The sequence below is a fragment of the Hyphobacterium indicum genome (assembly GCF_003129605.1).
GTDB classification, from domain to species: domain Bacteria; phylum Pseudomonadota; class Alphaproteobacteria; order Caulobacterales; family Maricaulaceae; genus Hyphobacterium; species Hyphobacterium indicum.
Genome location: NZ_QBDX01000003.1, coordinates 21,664 through 44,679, shown reverse-complemented (window position 1 = coordinate 44,679; position 23,016 = coordinate 21,664). Strand labels below are relative to the sequence as shown.

32 protein-coding genes are annotated in these 23,016 nt (G+C 60.0%); all 32 read left to right on the top strand.

Annotated elements, in window-relative coordinates; all coding sequences use genetic code 11:
* Positions 1 to 38: 38 nt before the first annotated feature.
* Positions 39 to 4,262 carry a DNA-directed RNA polymerase subunit beta' gene (rpoC, locus tag DBR16_RS07375; protein WP_109260635.1) on the top strand — a complete coding sequence of 1,408 codons (4,224 nt, stop codon included), beginning with the start codon at positions 39 to 41 and terminating at the stop codon, positions 4,260 to 4,262.
* A 295-nt stretch (positions 4,263 to 4,557) separates the two neighbouring features.
* Positions 4,558 to 4,929, top strand: a complete 372-nt coding sequence (gene rpsL / locus DBR16_RS07370; RefSeq protein ID WP_109260634.1) for a 30S ribosomal protein S12 — start codon at positions 4,558 to 4,560, stop codon at positions 4,927 to 4,929.
* A gap of 12 nt (positions 4,930 to 4,941) precedes the next feature.
* The gene (gene rpsG / locus DBR16_RS07365) at positions 4,942 to 5,412 is read left to right on the top strand and encodes a 30S ribosomal protein S7 (protein WP_109260633.1); all 471 of its coding nucleotides are present in this window, start codon (positions 4,942 to 4,944) and stop codon (positions 5,410 to 5,412) included.
* 36 nt (positions 5,413 to 5,448) lie between these two features.
* Positions 5,449 to 7,524: an elongation factor G gene (gene fusA / locus DBR16_RS07360; protein ID WP_109260632.1), complete on the top strand. Its 2,076-nt coding sequence runs from the start codon at positions 5,449 to 5,451 to the stop codon at positions 7,522 to 7,524.
* Between the two features lie 41 nt (positions 7,525 to 7,565).
* Positions 7,566 to 8,741 carry an elongation factor Tu gene (tuf, locus tag DBR16_RS07355; protein ID WP_109260631.1) on the top strand — a complete coding sequence of 392 codons (1,176 nt, stop codon included), beginning with the start codon at positions 7,566 to 7,568 and terminating at the stop codon, positions 8,739 to 8,741.
* A 309-nt stretch (positions 8,742 to 9,050) separates the two neighbouring features.
* Positions 9,051 to 9,365, top strand: coding sequence for a 30S ribosomal protein S10 (gene rpsJ / locus DBR16_RS07350; protein ID WP_109260630.1), 315 nt, complete (start codon positions 9,051 to 9,053; stop codon positions 9,363 to 9,365).
* A 3-nt stretch (positions 9,366 to 9,368) separates the two neighbouring features.
* Positions 9,369 to 10,154 (top strand): 50S ribosomal protein L3, encoded by a 786-nt coding sequence (gene rplC, locus DBR16_RS07345; RefSeq protein ID WP_199288380.1) that lies wholly within the window; start codon positions 9,369 to 9,371, stop codon positions 10,152 to 10,154.
* Positions 10,151 to 10,789, top strand: coding sequence for a 50S ribosomal protein L4 (rplD, locus tag DBR16_RS07340; protein WP_109260628.1), 639 nt, complete (start codon positions 10,151 to 10,153; stop codon positions 10,787 to 10,789). Before rplC ends, rplD begins: the two co-directional genes overlap by 4 nt.
* Entirely contained in the window at positions 10,789 to 11,094 is a 306-nt protein-coding gene (locus DBR16_RS07335; protein WP_109260627.1) for a 50S ribosomal protein L23, read from the top strand. The genes rplD and DBR16_RS07335 overlap by 1 nt, the downstream gene beginning before the upstream one ends.
* 4 nt (positions 11,095 to 11,098) lie before the next feature.
* Positions 11,099 to 11,935, top strand: a complete 837-nt coding sequence (gene rplB / locus DBR16_RS07330) for a 50S ribosomal protein L2 (protein ID WP_109260626.1) — start codon at positions 11,099 to 11,101, stop codon at positions 11,933 to 11,935.
* A gap of 15 nt (positions 11,936 to 11,950) precedes the next feature.
* Entirely contained in the window at positions 11,951 to 12,229 is a 279-nt protein-coding gene (gene rpsS / locus DBR16_RS07325; RefSeq protein ID WP_109260625.1) for a 30S ribosomal protein S19, read from the top strand.
* A gap of 2 nt (positions 12,230 to 12,231) precedes the next feature.
* On the top strand, positions 12,232 to 12,633 hold the full coding sequence (gene rplV / locus DBR16_RS07320) for a 50S ribosomal protein L22 (RefSeq protein ID WP_109260728.1): 402 nt from the start codon (positions 12,232 to 12,234) through the stop codon (positions 12,631 to 12,633).
* Complete coding sequence (gene rpsC / locus DBR16_RS07315; protein WP_109260624.1) at positions 12,633 to 13,343, top strand: 30S ribosomal protein S3; 711 nt, start codon at positions 12,633 to 12,635, stop codon at positions 13,341 to 13,343. Before rplV ends, rpsC begins: the two co-directional genes overlap by 1 nt.
* A gap of 25 nt (positions 13,344 to 13,368) precedes the next feature.
* Positions 13,369 to 13,782 carry a 50S ribosomal protein L16 gene (rplP, locus tag DBR16_RS07310; RefSeq protein ID WP_109260623.1) on the top strand — a complete coding sequence of 138 codons (414 nt, stop codon included), beginning with the start codon at positions 13,369 to 13,371 and terminating at the stop codon, positions 13,780 to 13,782.
* 11 nt (positions 13,783 to 13,793) lie between these two features.
* On the top strand, positions 13,794 to 14,000 hold the full coding sequence (gene rpmC, locus DBR16_RS07305; RefSeq protein ID WP_109260622.1) for a 50S ribosomal protein L29: 207 nt from the start codon (positions 13,794 to 13,796) through the stop codon (positions 13,998 to 14,000).
* A 3-nt stretch (positions 14,001 to 14,003) separates the two neighbouring features.
* Positions 14,004 to 14,240, top strand: a complete 237-nt coding sequence (gene rpsQ / locus DBR16_RS07300; RefSeq protein WP_109260621.1) for a 30S ribosomal protein S17 — start codon at positions 14,004 to 14,006, stop codon at positions 14,238 to 14,240.
* Positions 14,241 to 14,274: 34 nt separating this feature from the next.
* Positions 14,275 to 14,643, top strand: a complete 369-nt coding sequence (gene rplN / locus DBR16_RS07295) for a 50S ribosomal protein L14 (RefSeq protein ID WP_109260620.1) — start codon at positions 14,275 to 14,277, stop codon at positions 14,641 to 14,643.
* A gap of 2 nt (positions 14,644 to 14,645) precedes the next feature.
* On the top strand, positions 14,646 to 14,960 hold the full coding sequence (gene rplX, locus DBR16_RS07290; RefSeq protein WP_109260619.1) for a 50S ribosomal protein L24: 315 nt from the start codon (positions 14,646 to 14,648) through the stop codon (positions 14,958 to 14,960).
* Positions 14,953 to 15,513 carry a 50S ribosomal protein L5 gene (gene rplE / locus DBR16_RS07285; RefSeq protein ID WP_109260618.1) on the top strand — a complete coding sequence of 187 codons (561 nt, stop codon included), beginning with the start codon at positions 14,953 to 14,955 and terminating at the stop codon, positions 15,511 to 15,513. Before rplX ends, rplE begins: the two co-directional genes overlap by 8 nt.
* A gap of 49 nt (positions 15,514 to 15,562) precedes the next feature.
* Positions 15,563 to 15,868 (top strand): 30S ribosomal protein S14, encoded by a 306-nt coding sequence (rpsN, locus tag DBR16_RS07280; protein WP_109260617.1) that lies wholly within the window; start codon positions 15,563 to 15,565, stop codon positions 15,866 to 15,868.
* Positions 15,869 to 15,885: 17 nt separating this feature from the next.
* Complete coding sequence (gene rpsH, locus DBR16_RS07275; protein WP_109260616.1) at positions 15,886 to 16,284, top strand: 30S ribosomal protein S8; 399 nt, start codon at positions 15,886 to 15,888, stop codon at positions 16,282 to 16,284.
* A gap of 11 nt (positions 16,285 to 16,295) precedes the next feature.
* Positions 16,296 to 16,829 (top strand): 50S ribosomal protein L6, encoded by a 534-nt coding sequence (rplF, locus tag DBR16_RS07270; protein ID WP_109260615.1) that lies wholly within the window; start codon positions 16,296 to 16,298, stop codon positions 16,827 to 16,829.
* Positions 16,830 to 16,840: 11 nt separating this feature from the next.
* On the top strand, positions 16,841 to 17,197 hold the full coding sequence (gene rplR, locus DBR16_RS07265; RefSeq protein WP_109260614.1) for a 50S ribosomal protein L18: 357 nt from the start codon (positions 16,841 to 16,843) through the stop codon (positions 17,195 to 17,197).
* A gap of 11 nt (positions 17,198 to 17,208) precedes the next feature.
* Entirely contained in the window at positions 17,209 to 17,793 is a 585-nt protein-coding gene (gene rpsE / locus DBR16_RS07260) for a 30S ribosomal protein S5 (protein WP_109260613.1), read from the top strand.
* 9 nt (positions 17,794 to 17,802) lie between these two features.
* Positions 17,803 to 17,991 carry a 50S ribosomal protein L30 gene (rpmD, locus tag DBR16_RS07255; RefSeq protein ID WP_109260612.1) on the top strand — a complete coding sequence of 63 codons (189 nt, stop codon included), beginning with the start codon at positions 17,803 to 17,805 and terminating at the stop codon, positions 17,989 to 17,991.
* A gap of 32 nt (positions 17,992 to 18,023) precedes the next feature.
* The gene (gene rplO, locus DBR16_RS07250) at positions 18,024 to 18,515 is read left to right on the top strand and encodes a 50S ribosomal protein L15 (protein WP_109260611.1); all 492 of its coding nucleotides are present in this window, start codon (positions 18,024 to 18,026) and stop codon (positions 18,513 to 18,515) included.
* 23 nt (positions 18,516 to 18,538) lie between these two features.
* On the top strand, positions 18,539 to 19,891 hold the full coding sequence (gene secY / locus DBR16_RS07245; RefSeq protein WP_109260610.1) for a preprotein translocase subunit SecY: 1,353 nt from the start codon (positions 18,539 to 18,541) through the stop codon (positions 19,889 to 19,891).
* Positions 19,888 to 20,451, top strand: a complete 564-nt coding sequence (locus tag DBR16_RS07240; RefSeq protein ID WP_109260609.1) for an adenylate kinase — start codon at positions 19,888 to 19,890, stop codon at positions 20,449 to 20,451. The genes secY and DBR16_RS07240 overlap by 4 nt, the downstream gene beginning before the upstream one ends.
* 150 nt (positions 20,452 to 20,601) lie before the next feature.
* The gene (gene rpsM / locus DBR16_RS07235; protein WP_109260608.1) at positions 20,602 to 20,970 is read left to right on the top strand and encodes a 30S ribosomal protein S13; all 369 of its coding nucleotides are present in this window, start codon (positions 20,602 to 20,604) and stop codon (positions 20,968 to 20,970) included.
* A 12-nt stretch (positions 20,971 to 20,982) separates the two neighbouring features.
* On the top strand, positions 20,983 to 21,372 hold the full coding sequence (gene rpsK, locus DBR16_RS07230) for a 30S ribosomal protein S11 (RefSeq protein WP_109260607.1): 390 nt from the start codon (positions 20,983 to 20,985) through the stop codon (positions 21,370 to 21,372).
* A gap of 81 nt (positions 21,373 to 21,453) precedes the next feature.
* Positions 21,454 to 22,473 (top strand): DNA-directed RNA polymerase subunit alpha, encoded by a 1,020-nt coding sequence (locus tag DBR16_RS07225; protein ID WP_109260606.1) that lies wholly within the window; start codon positions 21,454 to 21,456, stop codon positions 22,471 to 22,473.
* Positions 22,474 to 22,523: 50 nt separating this feature from the next.
* Entirely contained in the window at positions 22,524 to 22,946 is a 423-nt protein-coding gene (gene rplQ, locus DBR16_RS07220) for a 50S ribosomal protein L17 (protein ID WP_109260605.1), read from the top strand.
* Positions 22,947 to 23,016 lie beyond the last annotated feature (70 nt).

Below are 23,016 nucleotides of genomic sequence, written 5' to 3'. Positions count from 1 at the left end.
CCTGGCTCCGCCGTCACTCCCTTTTAGGAGACGGCAACATGAACCATGAGGTCATGAACATCTTCAACCCGGCTGCCGAAGGCCCGTCCTTCGACCGTATCCGGATCTCGCTCGCCAGCCCGGAAAAGATCCGGTCCTGGTCCTATGGCGAGGTGAAGAAGCCCGAGACCATCAATTACCGGACTTTCAAGCCCGAACGTGATGGTTTGTTCTGTGCCCGTATCTTTGGTCCGACCAAGGATTACGAATGCCTTTGCGGCAAATACAAGCGCATCAAGTTCAAGGGGATTACCTGCGAGAAGTGCGGCGTTGAAGTGACGCTGGCGCGCGTGCGCCGCGAGCGCATGGGCCATATCGAGCTGGCCGCGCCTGTTGCACACATCTGGTTCCTGAAATCGCTTCCGTCGCGGATCGCCATGATCCTCGACATGGCGTTGAAGGATGTCGAGCGGGTGCTTTATTTCGAGCAATTCCTCGTCACAGAGCCGGGTCTGACGCCGCTCCAGCCCTTCCAGCTTCTCACCGAAGAAGAATACATGGATGCGCAGGACGAATATGGCGAAGACGCCTTTACCGCCGGCATCGGTGCCGAGGCGATCCGCGATGTCCTGATGAATATGGACATGGAGGCGGTCGCCCAACAGGTTCGCGAGGACATCAAGGAGACCGGTTCCGAGCTGAAGCTGAAGAAATATGCCAAGCGGCTGAAGCTCCTGGAGAACTTCATTGCCTCGGGCAACCGCCCGGAATGGATGATCCTGACCGTTGTTCCGGTCATTCCGCCGGAATTGCGTCCGCTGGTGCCGCTGGATGGCGGCCGCTTCGCGACCTCGGACCTGAACGATCTCTATCGCCGGGTCATCAACCGCAATAACCGCCTCAAGCGCCTCATCGAGCTGCGCGCGCCGGACATCATCATCCGCAATGAAAAGCGGATGCTGCAGGAATCCGTCGACGCGCTGTTCGACAATGGCCGCCGCGGCCGGGTGATCACGGGCACCAACAAGCGCCCGCTGAAATCCCTGTCTGACATGCTGAAGGGCAAGCAGGGCCGTTTCCGTCAGAACCTGCTCGGCAAGCGCGTCGACTATTCGGGCCGCTCGGTCATCGTGGTGGGTCCGGAACTGAAGCTGCACGAGTGCGGCCTGCCGAAGAAAATGGCGCTGGAACTGTTCAAGCCGTTCATCTATGCGCGGCTGGACGCCAAGGGTCTTTCCGGCACCGTCAAGCAATCGAAGAAGCTGGTCGAGAAAGAACGGCCGGAAGTCTGGGACGTGCTCGACGAGGTGATCCGCGAGCACCCGGTACTGCTTAACCGGGCACCGACGCTTCACCGTCTCGGCATCCAGGCCTTTGAGCCGAAGCTGATCGAAGGCAAGGCCATCCAGCTGCACCCGCTGGTCTGCGCCGCTTTCAATGCCGACTTTGACGGAGACCAGATGGCGGTGCACGTGCCGCTCTCGCTGGAAGCCCAGCTGGAAGCACGTGTCCTGATGATGTCGACAAACAACATCCTGTCGCCGGCCAATGGCAAGCCGATCATCGTGCCGTCCCAGGATATCGTTCTGGGGCTGTATTACCTGTCGGTCGACAAGGATGGCGAAAAGGGCAGTGGCTCGGCTTTCGCAACCATGGCCGAGATGGAAGCCGCCCTGGAAGCCGGTGTGATCACGCTGCATTCGAAAATCTCGATGCGTTATGACACGGTCGACGAGAATAACGAGAAAGTCCGCCTGCGTGTGGAAACCACACCGGGCCGGATGATGATCATTGACCGTCTGCCGAAACACCCGCGCGTGTCGTGGAAGATTGCCGACGAGCTGATGACCAAGAAAGCCATCGGCACGATGATCGACGAGGTCTATCGTCACTGTGGCCAGAAGGCGACGGTCATCTTCGCCGACCAGATCATGGGCCTCGGTTTCCGTGAAGCCTGCAAGGCCGGTATCTCCTTCGGCAAGGACGACATGCTGATCCCGGAAGCCAAGGCGACGCTGGTCAATGAAACCCGCACGCTGGTGGGCGAATACGAGCAGCAATATGTCGATGGCCTCATCACCCGTGGTGAGAAGTACAACAAGGTCGTTGATGCCTGGGCGAAATGTACCGACCGGGTCGCCGACGCCATGATGGACGAGATTGCCCAGCCCTATGATTTCGAAGGCGGCAAGGAAGTGAACTCCGTCTACATGATGGCGCACTCCGGCGCCCGGGGTTCGAAGAACCAGATGAAGCAGCTGGCGGGTATGCGCGGCCTCATGGCCAAGCCGTCGGGCGAGATCATCGAGACGCCGATCGTGTCGAACTTCAAGGAAGGCCTGACCGTCCTTGAATATTTCAACTCGACCCACGGTGCCCGGAAAGGTCTGGCCGATACCGCGCTGAAGACGGCAAACTCGGGTTATCTGACCCGCCGTCTTGTTGACGTGGCGCAGGATTGCATCGTGTCCGAACAGGATTGCGGCACCAGCGAAGGCATCAATATGGAAGCCGTCGTCGACGGCGGTGATATTGTGGTTTCGCTCGGCGACCGTGTTCTCGGACGCTATGCGGCGGAAGATGCCAAGGGCGAGGACGGCAAGGTCGCGATCAAGGCCGGCGAATTCTTCGACGAGGAGAAGGTGCTGGAACTGGAAGCGGCCGGCGTGCAGTCGATCCGCGTGCGGTCACCGCTGACCTGCGAGACCCGGGCGGGCATCTGTGCGACCTGTTATGGCCGTGACCTGGCGCGCGGCACACCAGTGAATATGGGCGAGGCTGTCGGCGTGATCGCGGCCCAGTCCATTGGTGAGCCGGGGACCCAGCTGACCATGCGGACCTTCCACATCGGCGGCACGGCGCAGGTGTCGGAACAGTCCTTCATTGAAGCCACGCATGAAGGCAAGATTGCCTTCGAGAACAGGGCTTCGGTGAAGACGGCCGAAGGCTCCTTCATTGTCATGTCCCGCAACATGCTGCTGAAGATCGTCAACAAGGACGGCAAGGTGCTCGAGTCGCACAAGCTGACCTATGGTGCCAAGCTGCACTTTGACGAAGGCAAGGCCGTCAAGCGCGGCGAGCGCCTGGCCGAATGGGATCCCTATACCACGCCGATCGTCACCGAGACGGGCGGCACGGCCAAGCTGATCGACATTATTGATGGTGTGTCGGTCAAGGATGAGGCCGACGAGGCCACGGGTATCTCTTCCCGCGTGATCATCGACTGGCGTTCGGCCCCGAAAGGTGCCGGCCTCCAGCCCATGGTGGTCGTGCAGGACAAGAATGGCGATCCGGTCAAGTTCGAGAACGGATCTACCGCAAGCTACATGCTCGCTGTGGGGGCCATTCTCTCCGTACAGGACGGCGATACCGTTAAGCCGGGCGATGTGATTGCACGTATCCCGACCGAAGGGGCCAAGACCCGCGACATCACCGGTGGTCTGCCCCGGGTGGCGGAATTGTTCGAAGCCCGCCGGCCAAAGGATCACGCCGTGATCGCGGACATTACCGGACGGGTCGAGTTCGGCCGCGACTACAAGAACAAGCGCCGCATCTCGATCGTCTCGGAGGATGATGCCGAGGTGAAGGTCGATTACCTGGTGCCGAAGGGCAAGCACCTGACGGTCCAGGAAGGCGATATCATCCAGAAGGGCGAGTATCTGCTGGATGGCCATCCAGCGCCGCACGATATCCTGGCGACGCTGGGAACCGAGGCGCTGGCCGGCTATCTGGTCACGGAGATCCAGGAAGTCTATCGCCTGCAGGGCGTGCCGATCAACGACAAGCACATCGAGGTGATTGTCCGGCAAATGCTGCAGAAGATGGAGATTTCCGATCCGGGTGATACCTCATGGCTGGCCGGGGAGCAGGTCGACAAGATCGAATTCCTCGAAGTCAATGACGAGCTGATCCGCAAGAAGAAAAAGCCTGCCGAAGGCAAGCCGGTCCTGCTGGGCATCACCAAGGCCTCGCTGCAGACCCGCTCCTTCATCTCGGCGGCATCGTTCCAGGAAACGACCCGCGTGCTGACCGAAGCTGCTGTCCAGGGCAAGGTCGATATGCTGGAAGGTCTGAAAGAGAACGTCATTGTCGGCCGGCTGATCCCTGCCGGCACCGGTGGCGGCATGCGCCGCTATCAGGTTCTGGCCGACGATCTGGATGCCGATATGCTGGAAGAGCGCAAGAAAGCAGCTGCCGCTGCGGCCGAAGCGCTGCCCACTGAAATCGCTGAAGCTGCGGAAGCGGAAAAAGCGGAAGCAGAGGCTGAAACCAGCGAAGAATAGGGCCGGTTTCCGGACCTGATTACCGGGGGCTGCCGCACAGTGCGGCAGCCCTTTTTGCCGGGAGAAATCCCTCCCGGAAAAATCCGTAACAGGCGCTTGACCTTTGCAAATCCCGCGCATAGGTTCCGCGCCTGATTTTCGGGGGCGAGCCGTAGGCACTTACCGGCCTATACGTCGTCCGGAAATACGGAATTAGTTCAACGGATCGACGGGCGAAGCGCTAGCGCTTGGCACGTCGGCTTTTATGCGTTCCGACCGGCTTTTGGACGAACGCGCAGATAACGGACAGAGGCGTATGCCGACGATTAACCAGCTTATCCGCAAGCCGCGGAAAGACAAACCGAAACGCAACAAGGTGCCGGCCCTGCAGGCCTGCCCGCAACGCCGTGGCGTTTGCACGCGCGTCTATACCACCACGCCGAAGAAGCCGAACTCGGCTCTGCGGAAGGTGGCGAAGGTGCGTCTGACCAACGGGCATGAGGTTGTGAGCTACATCCCGGGTGAGGGCCATAACCTTCAGGAGCACTCCGTGGTCCTGATTCGCGGCGGCCGCGTGAAAGACCTTCCCGGTGTCCGCTATCACATCCTGCGCGGTGTTCTGGATACCCAGGGCGTGAAGGATCGTCGTCAACGCCGTTCGAAATACGGCGCGAAGCGGCCGAAGTAGGAGAGACTTTAAATGTCACGTCGTCACCGCGCGGAAAAACGCGAAATCCTTCCCGACCCGAAATTCGGCGACAAGGATCTGACCAAATTCATGAATTACCTGATGCTCGACGGCAAGAAATCCGCCGCCGAATCCATCGTTTATGGTGCTCTGGAAATGATCGAGGAAAAGGCCAAGCGCCAGCCCGTCTCTATTTTCCACGAAGCCCTGGAAAATGTTTCACCGGACGTCGAGGTCCGTTCCCGCCGCGTGGGTGGTGCGACCTATCAGGTTCCGGTTGAAGTCCGGGCCGAGCGCAAGAAGGCCCTGGCTATCCGTTGGCTGGTGGCGGCTGCGCGCGCCCGCAACGAAAATACCATGCGCGAACGCCTCGCGGCCGAGCTGATGGACGCCTCGTCCAATCGCGGCTCCGCTGTGAAGAAACGGGAAGACACGCACCGGATGGCGGAAGCCAACCGCGCCTTCTCGCACTATCGCTGGTAATACCCCTAACCGCCGACCTCCCCAAGGACGACCACAATGGCCCGCACCCACAAGATCGAAGACTATCGTAACTTCGGTATCATGGCGCATATCGACGCCGGTAAAACGACGACGACCGAGCGTATTCTCTTTTACACCGGCAAGAGCCACAAGATCGGTGAAGTTCATGATGGCGCGGCCACGATGGACTGGATGGAGCAGGAGCAGGAGCGCGGCATCACGATCACGTCGGCTGCGACGACCGCTTTCTGGAAAGACAAGCGCCTGAATATCATCGATACGCCCGGACACGTGGACTTCACCATTGAAGTCGAGCGTTCGCTGCGTGTGCTCGATGGTGCGGTGGCCCTGCTGGATGCCAATGCCGGTGTCGAGCCGCAAACCGAGACGGTGTGGCGCCAGGCTGAAAAGTACCATGTGCCGCGGATGTTCTTCGTCAACAAGATGGACAAGATCGGTGCCGATTTCTACCGCTCCGTCGAAATGATGGTCGAGCGCCTGGGCTGCGTGCCGCTGGTGATCCAGCTGCCGATCGGTGCCGAGAATGATTTTGCCGGCGTCATCGACCTGATCAAGATGAAGGCCATCATCTGGAATGATGAAAGCCTCGGTGCGACATTTGAGGAAGTCGAAATTCCGGCTGACCTGGCTGACAAAGCTGCCGAGTGGCGCGAGAAGATGATCGAGACCGCTGTCGAGCTCGATGAAGCCGCCATGGAAGCCTATCTGGAAGGTGAAGAGCCGTCCGTGGAAACGCTGAAAAAGCTGATCCGCAAGGGCACGATCAATCTCGATTTCCACCCGGTGCTGTGTGGTACGGCGTTCAAGAACAAGGGCGTTCAGCCGCTTCTCGATGCGGTTGTCGACTTCCTGCCGAGCCCGGTTGAAGTGCCCCCGATCAAGGGCATTGATGCCAAGACCGAAGAAGAAGTTGTCCGCAAATCGTCCGATGACGAGGCGCTGTCCATGTTGGCGTTCAAGATCATGAATGACCCGTTTGTCGGCACGCTGACCTTCTGCCGGATTTATTCGGGCAAGCTGGAGACCGGTATTTCGCTTCAGAACACGGTCAAGGAAAAGAAAGAGCGCATCGGCCGCATGTTGCAGATGCACTCCAACTCCCGTGAAGACATCAAGGAAGCCTTTGCCGGTGACATCGTCGCCATCGCCGGGCTGAAAGACACCACCACGGGTGATACGCTCTGTGATCCGATGAAGCCGGTGATCCTCGAGCGCATGGAATTCCCGGATCCGGTGATCGAGATCGCGGTGGAACCGAAATCCAAGGCGGACCAGGAAAAGCTCGGTATCGGCCTGCAGAAGCTGGCAGCCGAAGATCCGTCCTTCCGCGTGTCGACCGACGAGGAATCCGGCCAGACCCGCATGGCGGGCATGGGCGAGCTGCACCTCGACATTCTGGTGGACCGCCTGAAGCGTGAATTCAAGGTCGAGGCGAATATCGGTGCCCCGCAGGTGGCGTATCGTGAAACGCTCGGTCAGGCCGCTGAAATCGTCTACACCCACAAGAAGCAGTCGGGTGGTTCGGGCCAGTTTGCCGAAGTGAAGATCCTGTTCGAGCCGCGTGAGCCGGGTGAGGGGTTCGAGTTCGAATCCAAGGTCGTCGGCGGCAACGTGCCGAAGGAATACATTCCGGGCGTTGAAAAGGGCATCCGCTCTGTCATGGACGGCGGCCTGCTGGCCGGCTTCCCGGTGATCGATTTCAAGGCGACGCTGCTGGACGGCAAGTATCACGATGTCGACTCCAGCGTGCTGGCGTTTGAAATCGCATCGCGCGCTGCGTTCCGCGAGATCAAGGGTCCGGCCAAGATGAAATTGCTGGAGCCGATGATGAAGGTCGAAGTGGTGACTCCGGACGAGTATACCGGTTCGGTCATTGGCGATCTCAACTCCCGCCGCGGTCAGATCCGCGACCAGGAGATGCGGGGCAATGCAACGGTTGTGAACGCACTGGTGCCGCTGGCAAACATGTTCGGCTACATCAATGCACTGCGGTCCTCCACCCAGGGACGGGCGCAGTTCACCATGCAATTCGACCACTATGAGCCTGTTCCGCAGGCTGTGGCCGACGAAGTCATTGCGAAGATCGCCTAGCGGTCCTCGTTTGGAATTAACTCAAGACTTGGAGCACAGACATGGCCAAGGAGAAGTTTGAGCGGACGAAGCCGCACGCGAACATTGGCACGATTGGTCACGTTGACCATGGCAAGACGACGCTGACGGCGGCGATCACGAAGTATTTCGGTGATTTCAAGGCGTATGACCAGATTGACGCTGCGCCGGAAGAGAAGGCCCGCGGGATCACGATTTCGACAGCGCACGTGGAGTATGAGACGGAGAATCGTCACTATGCACACGTCGACTGCCCGGGCCATGCTGACTATGTGAAGAACATGATCACGGGTGCGGCCCAGATGGACGGTGCGATTCTGGTTGTGAACGCAGCGGACGGCCCGATGCCGCAGACGCGCGAGCACATCCTTCTGGCCCGCCAGGTGGGTGTTCCGGCTCTGGTGGTGTTCCTGAACAAGGTTGACCAGGTGGATGACGAGGAGCTTCTGGAGCTCGTCGAGATGGAAGTGCGCGAGCTTCTGTCCTCCTATGAGTTCCCGGGGGATGATATTCCGATCATTGCCGGTTCGGCGCTGGCGGCTCTGGAAGGCCGTGACAATGCCATTGGCGAAGACAAGATCCGCGAACTGATGGCGGCTGTGGATGAGTATATCCCGACCCCGGAGCGTCCGGTGGACCTGCCTTTCCTGATGCCGATCGAGGATGTGTTCTCGATTTCGGGCCGGGGGACGGTTGTGACCGGCCGGATCGAGCGCGGCATTGTGAAAGTGGGCGAAGAGATCGAGATTGTCGGTGTGCGTGACACGGTGAAGACGACCTGCACGGGTGTCGAGATGTTCCGCAAGCTCTTGGACCAGGGCCAGGCGGGCGACAATGTCGGCGTGCTCTTGCGCGGTATTGACCGTGAGGGTGTGGAGCGCGGCCAGGTTCTGGCCAAGCCGGGTTCGATCACGCCGCACGCGAAGTTCGAGGCGGAAGCCTATATCCTGACCAAGGAAGAGGGTGGGCGTCACACGCCGTTCTTCACCAATTACCGCCCGCAATTCTACTTCCGGACGACGGATGTGACGGGTGTTGTGACCCTGAAAGAGGGCACCGAGATGGTGATGCCGGGCGATAATGCCGAGCTGAGCGTTGAACTGATCACGCCGATCGCGATGGATCAGGGCCTGCGCTTCGCGATCCGCGAAGGCGGCCGCACGGTCGGCGCCGGCGTGGTCTCCAAGATCACCGACTAAAGCCACGTCCCATACGTGACCGATCAGGGGCGTTGCCACACCGGCAGCGCCCCTTTTTCGTGCCGGAAGGGGTTTGTCGGGAGCGGTTGCAAGAAACTGTCATCAAAAGCGGTTTTTCGTGTCTGAAAAGCGCTTATGGGTGTTGACGGAAGCGACTCAGACCGGTAGACCCCGCCCCTCGTGAATGGACTGGCGGTGCTTTGCAGCAGACGCAGTCCCATGAAGCGAACAAATTGGTTTTTAGCGCGCCGACGGGTGACCGGGTTGAGTCACTTATCTGTGCGCCTTTAATTGTGTGGACGAACTACGATGGCACAGCAGAATATCCGCATTCGCCTCAAGGCATTCGATCACCGCGTCCTGGACACGTCCGCGCGCGAGATCGTATCGACGGCGAAACGTACCGGCGCCAACGTGCGCGGACCGATCCCGCTGCCGACGCGCATGGAGCGTTTCACGGTGCTGCGTGGCCCGCACATCGACAAGAAATCGCGTGAACAGTTCGAAATCCGGACTCACAAACGCCTCCTCGACATTGTCGATCCCACCCCGCAGACGGTTGACGCGCTGATGAAGCTCGACCTCTCCGCCGGTGTGGACGTCGAGATCAAACTGGGAGCCTAGGTGATGCGCACGGGGCTGATTGCAAAAAAGGTCGGAATGACCCGGGTGTTCGCCGAGGATGGCGCACACATTCCGGTGACCGTTCTGCAACTCGACAATTGCCAGGTTGTGGCTCAGCGGACCGCTGACCGCGACGGCTATGTGGCGCTGCAACTTGGTGCGGGCAAGGCAAAAGCCAAGCGCACATCCAAGGCCATGCGCGGCCATTTCGCCAAGGCGGAAGTCGAGCCGAAGAAGCGCGTGATCGAATTCCGCGTTTCCGAAGACAATCTGATCGAGCCGGGCTCGGAACTGACGGCCGAGCACTTTGTGCCGGGCCAGAAGGTCGATGTCGCCGGCAAGAGCATTGGTAAGGGTTTTGCCGGTGCCATGAAGCGCTGGAATTTCGGCGGTCTGCGGGCAACGCACGGCGTGTCGATCTCACACCGCTCGCACGGTTCGACCGGCCAGTGTCAGGATCCGGGCAAGGTGTTCAAGGGCAAGAAGATGGCGGGCCATCTCGGTGATGCGCGCATCACGGTCCAGAATCTCGAAGTTGTCCGTGTCGATGCCGAGGATGGTTATCTTCTGGTACGCGGTGCGGTTCCGGGTTCCGCCGGTTCGTGGGTCGAGATCCGCGATGCCGTCAAGGGCGCAGGCGATTTCGAGCTGCCGCTGCCGGGCGCGATCCGCAAGGCGATGGAAGATGCGGCTCCGGCCAATGAAGAGCCCGCTTCCCCGGAAGCAGAAATGACCGCTGAAGGTGCTCCGGCTGAGGGTGCTGCAGGCGATGAGGAGTCCCAATCATGAAGGTCGATGTAAAGACCCTCGCCGCAAAGGATGCGGGTGCTGTCGAGCTCGACGATGCCGTTTTCGGCATTGACGAGGTCCGCGCCGATCTCTTGCAGCGTGTCGTGAAGTGGCAGCTGGCACGCCGCCAGGCTGGTACGCACAAGGCTCAGGAGCGCAACGAAGTGTCGCGCACCGGCAAGAAATTCGGCCGCCAGAAGGGTGGCGGTGGTGCCCGTCACGGTAACCGCCGTGCACCGATTTTTGTCGGTGGTGGCAAGGCTCACGGGCCGCGCGTCCGCAGCCATGCGCATGATCTTCCGAAAAAGGTCCGCGCCCTGGCTCTGAAGCACGCCCTGTCGTCGAAGGCCGGTTCTGAATCGCTGATCATCGTTGATGAGGCGGTGATGAAGGACGCCAAGACCAAGAAGGTGCGTGACGCCTTCGCAAAGCTGAATCTCAGCAATGCACTGATCATTGATGGTGACACGGTGGACGCGAATTTCGCGAAGGCCGCTGGCAACATCCCGCACATCGACGTTCTGCCGGCGCAGGGCCTGAATGTTTATGACGTCCTGCGTCATGACCAGCTGGTTCTGACCAAGGCGGCTGTCGAGAAAATCCATGAGCGCTTTGCCGCCAAGGAGACAGCATAATGGCCAAGGTTGCAGTTGAAGCCCGCCACTATGACGCGATCCTGGGTCCGGTGATCACGGAAAAGGCCACGCTGTTGTCGGAAGACGGCAAGGTGGTGTTCCGCGTTCCGCTGACCGCGACCAAGACGGAAATCGCTGAAGCGGTGGAAGCTCTGTTCAAAGTGAAGGTGACGGCGGTGAATACGCTGCGCCTGAAAGGCAAGACCAAGCGTTTCCGTGGCCAGGTTGGCCGGCGCTCGGACATGAAAAAAGCAATCGTGACGCTCGCTGAAGGCGACTCGATTGACGTGACCACGGGGCTCTAGGACCATGGCGCTTAAAACATACAATCCCACCTCACCGGGCCGCCGTGCCCTGGTGCTGGTCGATCGGGAAGGTCTCCACAAGGGCCGTCCGGAAAAAAGCCTCGTTGAGGGCAAGACCAAGAAGGGTGGCCGCAACAATACGGGCCGGATCACTGCCCGCCGTCAGGGCGGGGGTGCCAAGACGCTCTATCGCAAAGTCGACTTCAAGCGGAACAAGCATGATGTCGAAGCAACGGTTGTGCGTCTGGAATATGACCCGAACCGGACCGCTTTCATCGCGCTGATCGAATATGCCGATGGCGAGAAGTCCTATATCCTGGCGCCGCAGCGACTGTCAGAAGGCGACGTTGTCGTTTCCGGCAACCGCGTTGATGTGAAGCCGGGCAATTGCATGCCGCTGAAGTCCATGCCGGTCGGTACCATCGTTCACAATGTGGAGATGAAGCCGGGCAAGGGCGGTCAGATCGCGCGTTCCGCCGGGGGCTATGCCCAGCTGGTCGGCCGCGATGGCGGTTACGCTCAGGTTCGGCTCAATTCGGGTGAGCTTCGTGCCATCCCGGAAATGTGTGTCGCAACGGTCGGAGCTGTCTCCAACCCGGACCACATGAACCAGAATCTCGGTAAGGCCGGCCGCAAGCGCTATATGGGCAAGCGTCCGGCGGTTCGTGGTGTTGCCATGAACCCGATCGATCACCCGCATGGCGGCGGCGAAGGCCGGACGTCAGGCGGCCGTCACCCGGTAACACCTTGGGGCAAGCCCACAAAGGGCCGCAAGACCCGCAAAAACAAGGCTACCGACAAGTTCATCCTCCGCTCGCGCCATCAGCGCAAGTCACGCTAAGGGAGCGCGTTAGATATGCCGCGTTCAGTCTGGAAAGGTCCGTTTGTAGACGGATACCTCCTCAAGAAGGCCGAAGCGTCCCACGCTGAAGGCCGCAAGAAGCCGATCAAGACCTGGTCGCGCCGTTCGACGATCATGCCGCAATTCGTGGGCCTGACCTTTCAGGTCCACAATGGCAGCAAGTTCATCCCGGTGCTCGTGACCGAGGACATGGTTGGTCACAAGCTCGGTGAATTCTCTCCGTCACGGACCTATCACGGTCACGCGGCGGACAAGAAGGCGAGAAGGGGCTGATGATGACCCAGGCACGCCAAAGAGACGAGAACGGCAAGAATCTGCGCCGCGTCGCTGACAATGAAGCGCGCGCGAAGCAGACGATGATCCGTATCAGTGGCCAGAAGCTGAACCTGGTTGCCCAGTCGATCCGGGGCAAGAAGGTCGAGAATGCACGGGCGATCCTCGAGTTTTCCCGCAAGCGTATTGCCAAGGATGTTCTGAAGATCCTCGACAGTGCAATTGCCAATGCCGAAAACAATCATGGCCTCGATATCGACAGCCTGATCGTTTCGGAAGCCTATGTCGGCAAGAATCTGGTGATGAAGCGCTTCCGCGCACGGGCCCGTGGCCGTGCTGCGAAGGTGCTGAAGCCGTTTTCCGAGCTGACAATCATTGTTCGTGAAGTTGAGGAGGCCGCCTGATGGGTCAGAAGGTCAATCCGATCGGGCTGCGGCTCGGCATCAATCGCACATGGGAATCGCGCTGGTACGCGAATACCGGTGAATATGCCGATCTCCTCCATGAGGATATCAAGATCCGTGACATGCTGCGCAAGCGCCTGAAGAATGCCAGCGTGTCAAAGATCGTTATCGAGCGCCCGCACAAGAAGTGCACCGTGACCGTCTATACGGCGCGTCCGGGTGTTGTGATCGGCAAGAAGGGCGCGGATATCGAAGTGATCCGCCGGGCCCTGCAGCAAATCGTCAAGGGTGAGGTCTTCCTCAACCTGGTCGAGGTGCGCAAGCCGGAGATCGACGCCACGCTGGTTGCGGAATCGATTGCCCAGCAGCTGGAACGCCGTGTGGCTTTCCGCCGTGCCATGAAACGCTCGCTGCAGACCGCGATGCGCATGGGCGCCAAGGGCTGCAAGGTGATCTGTGGCGGCCGTCTTGGCGGTGCCGAGATTGCGCGCGTCGAGCAGTATCAGGAAGGTTCGGTGCCGCTGCACACTCTGCGCGCCGATATCGATTATGGAACCGCAGAAGCCTCGACCGCCATGGGCATTATCGGGATCAAGGTCTGGATCTACAAAGGCGAGATCCTGGAGCATGACCCGATGGCCTCCGAGCGCCGTCTTCAGGAATCCGGTGAGCAGCGTGCCCGTCAGGGCAGCGGCAACCGGGCGGCTTAAGCAATAGGGACGACGGAGCGAAAACATGCTTCAACCAAAACGCACCAAGTTCCGCAAGGCGCACAAAGGCCGCATCAAAGGCGCGGCCAAGGGCGGCTTTACGCTGAATTTCGGATCCTATGGCCTCAAGGCCATGGAGCCAGAGCGCGTCACAGCACGCCAGATCGAAGCCACCCGCCGGGCGATTACCCGCCACATGAAGCGGGCCGGCCGGGTCTGGATCCGGATTTTCCCGGATGTGCCTGTGTCGAAGAAACCGACGGAAGTCCGGATGGGTAAGGGTAAGGGGTCGCCGGAATTCTGGGCCGCCCGTGTCAAGCCCGGCCGGATCATGTTCGAGATTGACGGTGTGCCCGAGAATGTTGCGCGTGAAGCGCTGTCTCTTGGCGCCGCCAAACTGCCGGTGAAGACGAAAATCGTCGCCCGGATTGGTGAATAGGAGTGAGTGTCATGGACGCTGTTGATGTTCGCGCACTGAGCGACGATCAGCTGAAGGACGAGCTCCTGAAGCTGAAAAAAGAACAATTCAACCTGCGCTTCCAGCAGGCCTCGGGTCAGTTGCAAAACACGGCCCGCGTTCGTCAGGTTCGCCGCAACATTGCGCGCATCCAGACGATCCAGGCCCAGCGGGTCGCTCAGGCCGGACAAGGGAGCTAGGCGATGCCCAAGCGCGTATTGCAAGGCGTCGTGGTGAGCGACAAGGGTGACAAGACTGTCGTCGTGAAAGTGGAGCGGACCTTTCTGCATCCACTGCTCCGCAAGACGGTTCGCCGCTCCAAGCGTTACCACGCACATGATGAGGCCAATGGCCTCAAAGTGGGTGATCAGACCTTTATTCAGGAATGCGCACCCAAGTCGAAACTGAAACGGTGGGAGGTCGTATCCGCGGACGCATAAGCGCTCCGGGGGATGACCCTGAAGGAGGATCGTTATGATCCAGATGCAAACTAATCTGGACGTTGCCGATAATTCCGGTGCCCGCCGTGTGCAGTGCATCAAGGTACTCGGCGGTGCCAAGCGGCGTTACGCTCATGTGGGCGACATCATTGTGGTGTCGGTCAAGGAAGCGATCCCGCGCGGCCGCGTCAAAAAAGGTGAAGTCCGCCGCGCCGTCGTGGTGCGTGTGGCCAAGGACATCAAACGCAAGGACGGATCGGTTATCCGCTTCGACTCCAATGCGGCTGTCCTCGTGAACAATAATGAAGAGCCGATCGGCACCCGTATTTTCGGACCGGTTCCGCGCGAACTCCGCGCCAAGAACCACATGAAGATCGTGTCGCTGGCTCCGGAGGTGCTGTAGCCATGGCTGCGAAGATCAAAAAGGGCGACAAGGTCGTTGTCCTCGCGGGCCGCGACAAGGGCAAGACGGGCGAAATCGTCCGTGTGATGCCGGCCGAAAACCGCGTCATCGTCCGCGGCGTCAATATCGTGAAGCGCCACCAGCGCCCCACGCAGACGTCAGCTGGCGGTATCGAGACCAAGGAAGCGCCGATCCACGTCTCCAATGTGGCTCTGGCGGATCCGAAGTCGGGTGAAGCCACCCGCGTCGGTTTCAAGATGGAAGGCGACCGCAAGGTCCGCGTGGCCAAGAAATCCGGTGAGGTCATCGATGGCTGATGTGAAAGAATACCAACCGCGTCTGCGCGCGAAATACCGCGAAGAGATCCGTGACCGGCTGAAAGAGAAATTCGGCTACACGAATCCGATGCAGATCCCGCGGATCGAGAAGGTCGTGATCAATATGGGCGTGGGCGAAGCTGCTCAGGATTCCAAGAAGATCAACGGTGCTTATGAGGATTTGCAGCGCATTGCCGGGCAAAAGCCGGTCAAGACCAAGTCGCGCCTGTCGATCGCCGGCTTCAAGCTGCGCGAAGGCCAGGATGTCGGTGTGAAGGTCACGCTGCGCCAGGACCGTATGTATGAATTTCTGGACCGCCTGGTCACGATTGCGCTGCCGCGCGTTCGCGACTTCCGCGGCCTGAACGGAAAGAGCTTCGATGGCCGTGGCAACTACGCCATGGGCCTGAAAGAGCACATCGTGTTTCCCGAGATCGACTACGACAAGGTCGAGAAGATCCGGGGGATGGACATTGTGGTCTGTACGACCGCGCAAACCAATGAAGAAGCGAAAGCCCTGTTGGCCGAGTTCGATTTCCCGTTTTCGAACTGACGCAACAGGAGAGCGGGACCGTCAGGGTTCCGCACGCAGGAGGAAGTAAATGGCGAAGACAAGTGCTGTCGAGCGGAACCGCAAACGCAAGAAGCTTGCCGAGCGGTATGCGGCCAAGCGGGCCGAGCTCAAGGCTATGGCCCGTGATACGTCCAAGCCGGTTGAGGAGCGTTTTGCTGCTCAGCTGAAGCTGGCCGCATTGCCACGGAATTCCGCGCCGACCCGGTATCGCAACCGTTGCGAAATCTCGGGCCGCCCGCGTGGGTTCTACCGCAAGCTGAAAATGTCGCGGATCGCGTTGCGCGACCTGGCCTCGAGCGGGTTCATCCCCGGCATGGTCAAGTCGAGCTGGTGATCGGGAGAGATTGAACCATGTCTATGAACGATCCCCTCGGTGATATGCTGACACGTATCCGGAACGCGCTGATGCGTAACCGGACGACTGTCGCAACACCGGCTTCAAATCTTCGCAAGCGCGTGCTGGATGTGCTCCAGACGGAAGGCTTCATCCGGGGCTATTCCGAAATCGAGCATGCCGATGGCAAGCGCGAGTTCGAAATCGAACTGAAGTATTTCGAGGGCGAGCCTGTTATCGCCGAGATCCGCCGGATCTCGACGCCGGGCCGCCGTGTGTATTCCAAAGTGAAGGATCTCCCGCTGGTCTCGAACGGTCTTGGTATCGCGATTGTCTCCACCCCCATGGGTGTGATGTCCGATGCTGCTGCTCGTGAACAGAATGTCGGCGGCGAAATCCTCTGCAGGGTCAGCTAGGGAGAACGATCATGTCACGTATCGGAAAGCTCCCGATTGCCGTTGGTTCCGGTGTTGAGGTCCGCCTCAATGGCCGTGCGCTGACGCTGAAGGGTCCGAAGGGCGAGTTGAGCCTGACTGCAGTGGAAGACGTCACCCTGTCGCAAGGCGATGAGGGCATTGAAGTCAAGCCCGTGGACGAGAGCAAACGCGCTCGTGCCATGTGGGGCATGACCCGTGCGCTGATCGCCAACATGATGACGGGCGTCACCGAAGGCTTCAACAAGACGTTGGAGCTGCAAGGCGTCGGGTACCGGGCACAGATGCAGGGGTCCAGCCTGAAGCTGGCACTCGGTTTCAGCCACGATGTGGTCTATGAGCCGCCCCAGGGCATTCAGATCCAGGCCCCGAAGCCGACGGAAGTTATTGTTAGCGGGGCTGACAAGCAGATGGTCGGCCAGGTTGCAGCGGAAATTCGCGGATACCGTCCGCCGGAGCCCTACAAGGGCAAGGGCGTTCACTATCAGGGTGAATATGTCCGCCGCAAAGAAGGCAAGAAGAAGTAGGCGCAAATACGATGTTGAGCTCACGCGAAAAAATGAAGCGCCGCGCGCTGCGAAACCGCAGCAAGCTGCGCAAGAAAGTCTCGAACGGCCGGCCGCGTCTTACGGTTTTCCGCTCGTCGAAGCACATCTATGCGCAACTGATCGACGATCAGCAGGGCGTCACACTCGCTGCGGCCTCGACCGCCGAGAAGGATTCGAAAGAATCCGGTGCGAATGTTGAAGCGGCTGCAAGCGTCGGCAAACGCCTGGCAGAGCGCGCCACAAAAGCCGGTATCAAGGACGTCGTCTTTGATCGCGGCGGTTTCATCTTTCACGGACGCATCAAGGCTTTGGCCGAAGCGGCTCGTGAAGGTGGATTGAACTTTTAAGGGAGCGGTTGATGGCTCGTAATGAAGAAAATCGCGGCCGCGGCCGCCGCCGCGACCGGGATGAGGACCAGCAGGACGAAATCGTCGACAAGCTGGTGCACATCAATCGCGTCGCCAAGACGGTGAAGGGTGGCCGGAATTTCCAGTTTGCCGCACTCGTCGTGGTCGGTGACCAGAAGGGCCGCGTCGGTTTCGGTCAGGGCAAGGCCCGCGAAGTGCCGGAAGCGATCCGCAAGGCAACGGAAGAGGCCAAGAAGTCGATGGTCCGCATTCCGCTGCGTGAAGGCCGGACGCTTCATCACGACGCGCCCGGACGTCATGGCGCCGGCAAGGTCGTGCTGCGCGCCGCCCCTCCGGGCACCGGCGTGATTGCCGGCGGTCCGATGCGGGCTGTTCTGGAAACCCTGGGCGTTCAGGATGTGGTCGCGAAGTCGACCGGGTCCTCGAACCCGTACAACATGATCCGCGCGACGTTTGATGCCCTCAAGCATCAGAAGAGCCCGCGTTCGATTGCGGCCAAGCGTGGCATGAAGGTGGCTGACCTGGTCAATCGCCGGAATGATGGCGCTTCGGCTCCGGAATCTCTGGAAGGATAGGGGCGTCAGATGGCTGCCAAGAAAACCCTCAAGGTCCGGCAAACCGGTAGCGCCATCCGGCGCCCGCAGGATCAGCAAAAAACGCTCGTTGGCCTCGGTCTGAACAAGATCGGCCGCGTGCGCGAACTGGAAGATACACCTGCAGTCCGCGGAATGATCCGCAAGGTCTCGCACATGGTGGAAATCGTCGGGGAGTAGGCCTCAGGCCACTCCTTGAAGGAGAATGAGTTATGCGTCTCAATGAATTGCGCGATAATGCCGGCTCGACCAAGACCCGCACCCGTGTGGGCCGCGGTATCGGCTCCGGCAAGGGCAAGACCGGCGGCCGCGGCGTCAAGGGTCAGAAAGCGCGCTCGGGCGTGGCGATCAAGGGCTTTGAAGGCGGTCAGATGCCGCTTCACATGCGTCTGCCGAAGCGGGGCTTCAACAAGCCGAACCGCCTGGCATTTGCAGAGGTGAATATCGGCCGTCTGGAAAAGGCGATTGCCGACAATAAGATCGATGCCAAGAAGCCGATCGATGCCGATGTGCTGATCGCGGCCGGCCTGGTTCGCCGTGCAAAGGATGGCGTCCGCCTCCTTGCGAAAGGCGAGCTGAAGTCCAAAGTAGAGATCACGGTCGCAGGCGCGACCAAGACCGCCATCGAGGCTGTCGAGAAAGCCGGTGGCAAGATCACCGTCGTGGCGCCAAAGGCCAAGAACTCTGACAAGGCTGCTGAGTAATCAGCGGATCACGAGGATAGGCCATGGCTTCTGCTGCTGAACAGCTTGCATCAAACATCAACTTCGCGTCCTTCGCGAAGGCCAAAGAGCTGCAGCAACGGATATTCTTCACCCTGGCCGTTCTCGTGGCCTATCGTCTCGGTACCTATATTCCTGTTCCCGGGATCGACCCGGTCCAGTACCAGGCCGTGTTTGACAGCCAGGCTGGCGGCGTTGTGGGCGTTTTCAATATCTTCTCCGGCGGTGCCGTCGAGCGGATGGCGATTTTTGCCCTGAATGTGATGCCTTACATTTCCGCTTCAATCATCATGCAGCTGATGGCGGCGACCGTGCCATCGCTGGAGAAGCTGAAGAAGGAAGGTGGCGAGCAGGGCCGCAAGCAGATCAACCAGTATTCCCGTTATCTGACCGTGCTTCTGGCCGCGGTGCAGGGCGGCGCGATTGCCATGTCGATGATGCAGCCGGGCGTGAACGGGCAGACTGTAGCCCTGAATCCGGGGCTGTTCTTCCTCGTGTCCACGACGCTGACATTTGTCGGCGGCACCATGCTGTTGATGTGGATGGGCGAGCAGATCACGTCCCGTGGGGTCGGAAACGGCATCTCCCTGATCATCTTTACCGGCATTGTCGCCGTTGTGCCCGGGCTGATCTACAGCCTGTTCGAACAGGCCCGCCAGGGTCAGATTTCGGGTGGCGCGCTTCTGGGCATCATCGCCCTGATGTTGGCGACCTTTGCCTTCGTGGTCTTTATCGAGCGGTCGCAGCGCCGGCTTCTGGTTCAGTATCCGAAACGTCAGCAGGGCCAGCGCATGGTCGGCGGTGACACCTCTTTCCTGCCGCTGAAGCTGAACACGGCGGGCGTGATTCCGGCGATCTTCGCCACTTCGCTGCTGCTGCTGCCGACGACCGTTGCGAACATGTGGGCGACCACCGGTCCGGACTGGTTGCAGCTGATTGCTGCGCAACTCGGCCGCGGACAGCCGCTGTTCATCGCGCTCTATGGTGCGATGGTGATTTTCTTTGCCTTCTTCTACACCTCGATTGTCTTCAATCCCGAGGAAGTGGCCGAGAATCTCCGCAAATATGGCGGCTTCCTTCCGGGCATCCGTCCGGGCAAGCGCACGGCAGAGTATCTCGACTATGTGCTGACGCGCCTCACCATGATCGGCGCGCTCTATCTCGCGGTGGTTGTTCTGATCCCCGAGCTTTTGACCGCCGGTGCGGCAGGGGCCGTGACCTTCGCTCTGGGGGGCACGTCCATCCTGATTATCGTCTCGGTGGCGATGGACACGGTGACACAGATCCAGTCCCACCTGCTGGCGCACCAGTATGAAGGCCTGATCAAGAAGCAGAAGCTCCGGGGCCGTAACCGATGAATCTGGTTCTGTTCGGACCTCCCGGATGCGGCAAGGGAACCCAGGCCAAGCGTCTGGTTGACCAGCGCGGCTGGGTTCAGCTGTCGACCGGCGACATGCTGCGCGCGGCACGATCGGCCGGAACCGAGCTGGGCAACCGGGTTGCGGCCGTCATGGATGGCGGAAATCTCGTCTCGGACGAGATCGTGATCGAGTTGATCGAGGAGCGCCTGCCGGAAGCCGAAAAGGCCGGCGGGGCGATCTTTGACGGATTTCCGCGCACCGTTGCGCAGGCTGAAGCGCTGGACAAGGCGCTCGCCGCTCGCGGTACGCAGGTCGACCGGGTGATCCGCCTGGTAGTCGACAAGGATGAATTGGTCCGCCGTATGGCGAAGCGCGCCGAGGAAGAAGGCCGCGCTGACGACACGGTGGAGGCCTTCAAGGTGCGCCTTGAGGCCTATGAAACGCAAACTGCGCCGTTGATTCCGTACTATGCGGCATCGGGCAAGGTTGTGGACGTTGATGGCATGGGGTCAATCGAAGCGGTTTCCGCTGCGATTGCAACAGCTCTCGACGATTGATGAAATCCCGCAATCTCCCCGGTTGACGGGGGGTGTGCGGACAATATAGATAGCGCCCTTCGCGAAAAAGGGCGGCGTTGCCTCGTCCGGCGATCTGCCGGGGTGGTTTCACCGTCTGTGAATGGCGCGATTTGAGTTAAGGAGAGCATTGTGGCCCGTATCGCCGGCGTCAACATTCCGACGAACAAGCGCGTTGAAATCGCGCTTCGCTACATTCACGGGATCGGTCCCGCGAAGGCGAAAGAAATTTGCGAGAAAGTCGGCATTGCCTCTGAACGGCGTGTCAACGAACTCTCGGACGCGGAAGTCATCCAGATCCGCGAAACCATTGACCGTGACTTTACGGTGGAGGGAGATCTCCGCCGCGAAGTGGCTGTGAATATCAAGCGTCTCATGGACCTTGGTAACTATCGGGGCCTGCGGCATCGCCGTGGCCTGCCCGTTCGCGGCCAGCGCACGCACACCAATGCCCGGACCCGCAAGGGCCCGGCCAAGCCGATTGCCGGCAAGAAGAAATAGGGCGGCCAAGTCATGGCAAAAGCACCAGAACGCATCAAACGCCGCGAGCGGAAGAATATCACGTCAGGCGTGGCTCACGTCAGCGCGAGCTTCAACAATACGAAGGTGACCATCACCGACGCGCAGGGCAACACCATTTCCTGGTCGACGGCCGGGGCCAATGGCTTCAAGGGGTCGCGCAAGTCGACGCCTTATGCTGCGCAGATCGCGGCGGAAGAAGCCGCCAAGAAGGCGATGGATCACGGCATGAAGACGCTGGAAGTCAACGTTTCCGGTCCGGGTTCGGGCCGCGAATCGGCGCTCCGCGCCCTGCAGGCCGCCGGTCTGACCATCACATCCATCCGTGATGTGACGTCGATCCCGCACAATGGTTGCCGGCCGCCGAAACGCCGCCGGGTCTGATCTCCCGCCGGGGGCGTCAGAAAATTGAGAATTCGCGCCACCGGAGGTCCGGCCTGGCGCGCGAAAGAAGGGGTTTAACCCGTGATCGAGAAGAACTGGCAAGAACTCATTCGTCCGATGAAGCCCGAGGTGAAGCCGGGGCACGATCCGGAACGCAGTGCCACCATCATCGCCGAACCGCTGGAGCGCGGCTTTGGCATGACTCTGGGCAATGCGTTGCGCCGTGTACTGCTGTCCTCGCTTCAGGGTGCGGCGATCACCTCGCTGCAGATCGATGGCGTTGTGCACGAGTTTTCTTCCATTCCGGGCGTGCGTGAAGACGTCACCGATATCGTTCTGAACCTGAAGGGTGTTGCCCTTCGCGTTCACAATGAGGGTGAGAAGCGCGTTGTGCTCCGCAAGTCCGGTCCGGGCGAAGTCACCGCGGCCGACATCGAGGAAACCGCAGACGTCGAGATCGTCAACAAGGACCACGTCATCTGCACGCTGGACGAGGGCGCTGAAATCCGTTTCACGCTGACCGTCGACAGTGGCAAGGGCTATGTCCCGGCCGAGCGCAACCGTCCGGAAGATGCGCCGATCGGCCTGATCGCCATCGACTCGCTCTACAGCCCGGTCAAGCGGGTGGCCTATCGCGTGGAAAACACCCGCGAAGGTCAGGTCCTGGACTATGACAAGCTGGTGCTGGACATCGAGACCGATGGCACGGTCACGCCGGAAGATGCGGTGGCCTTTGCCGCGCGCATTCTCCAGGACCAGTTCCAGATCTTCATCAACTTCGAGGAAGCCGTCGAGGCCCGTCCGGCAGAGGATGATCGTCCCGAGCTCGACTTCAACCCGGCGCTTCTCAAGAAAGTGGACGAGCTGGAATTGTCGGTCCGTTCGGCGAACTGCCTGAAGAACGACAATATCGTCTATATCGGCGACCTGATTCAGAAATCCGAGGCAGAAATGCTGCGGACCCCGAATTTCGGCCGCAAATCGCTCAACGAGATCAAGGAAGTTCTCGCCCAGATGGGTCTGCATCTGGGTATGGAAGCGCCGAACTGGCCGCCGGAGAACATCGAGGATCTTGCCAAGAAATATGAGGAAAACGTCTAGTCACGGCGATTGTGAAATCCCCCTGATCTGACACTTTTGGAGAAACCGCCATGCGTCACGGCATCGCTCATCGCAAACTCGGTCGCACCACTTCGCACCGCAAGGCCATGTTTGCCAACATGGCGGCCTCGCTCATTGAACATGAGCAGATCGTCACCACACTTCCCAAAGCCAAGGAAATGAAGCCTTTCATGGACAAGCTGATCACGCTCGCAAAGCGTGGTGATCTGCATGCCCGCCGTCAGGCCATCTCCAAGGTCCGCAATGTCGAGCAGGTCGGCAAGCTGTTTGAAACGCTGGGGCCGCGCTATGCCGAGCGCAATGGCGGCTACACACGCGTTCTGAAAGCCGGTTTCCGTCATGGCGACAACGCGCCGATGGCTGTGATCGAGCTGGTGGACCGTGATCCGGCCGCCCGCGGTGCCGGTGATCGTGCCCGCATGGCTGAAATGGAAGAGTTTGCTGAAGAGTAATCTTCAATTCATGGCGAATTCATTGCAAGGCGGCTTCTTTACGGAAGCCGCCTTTTTCCTATCTAGTGAT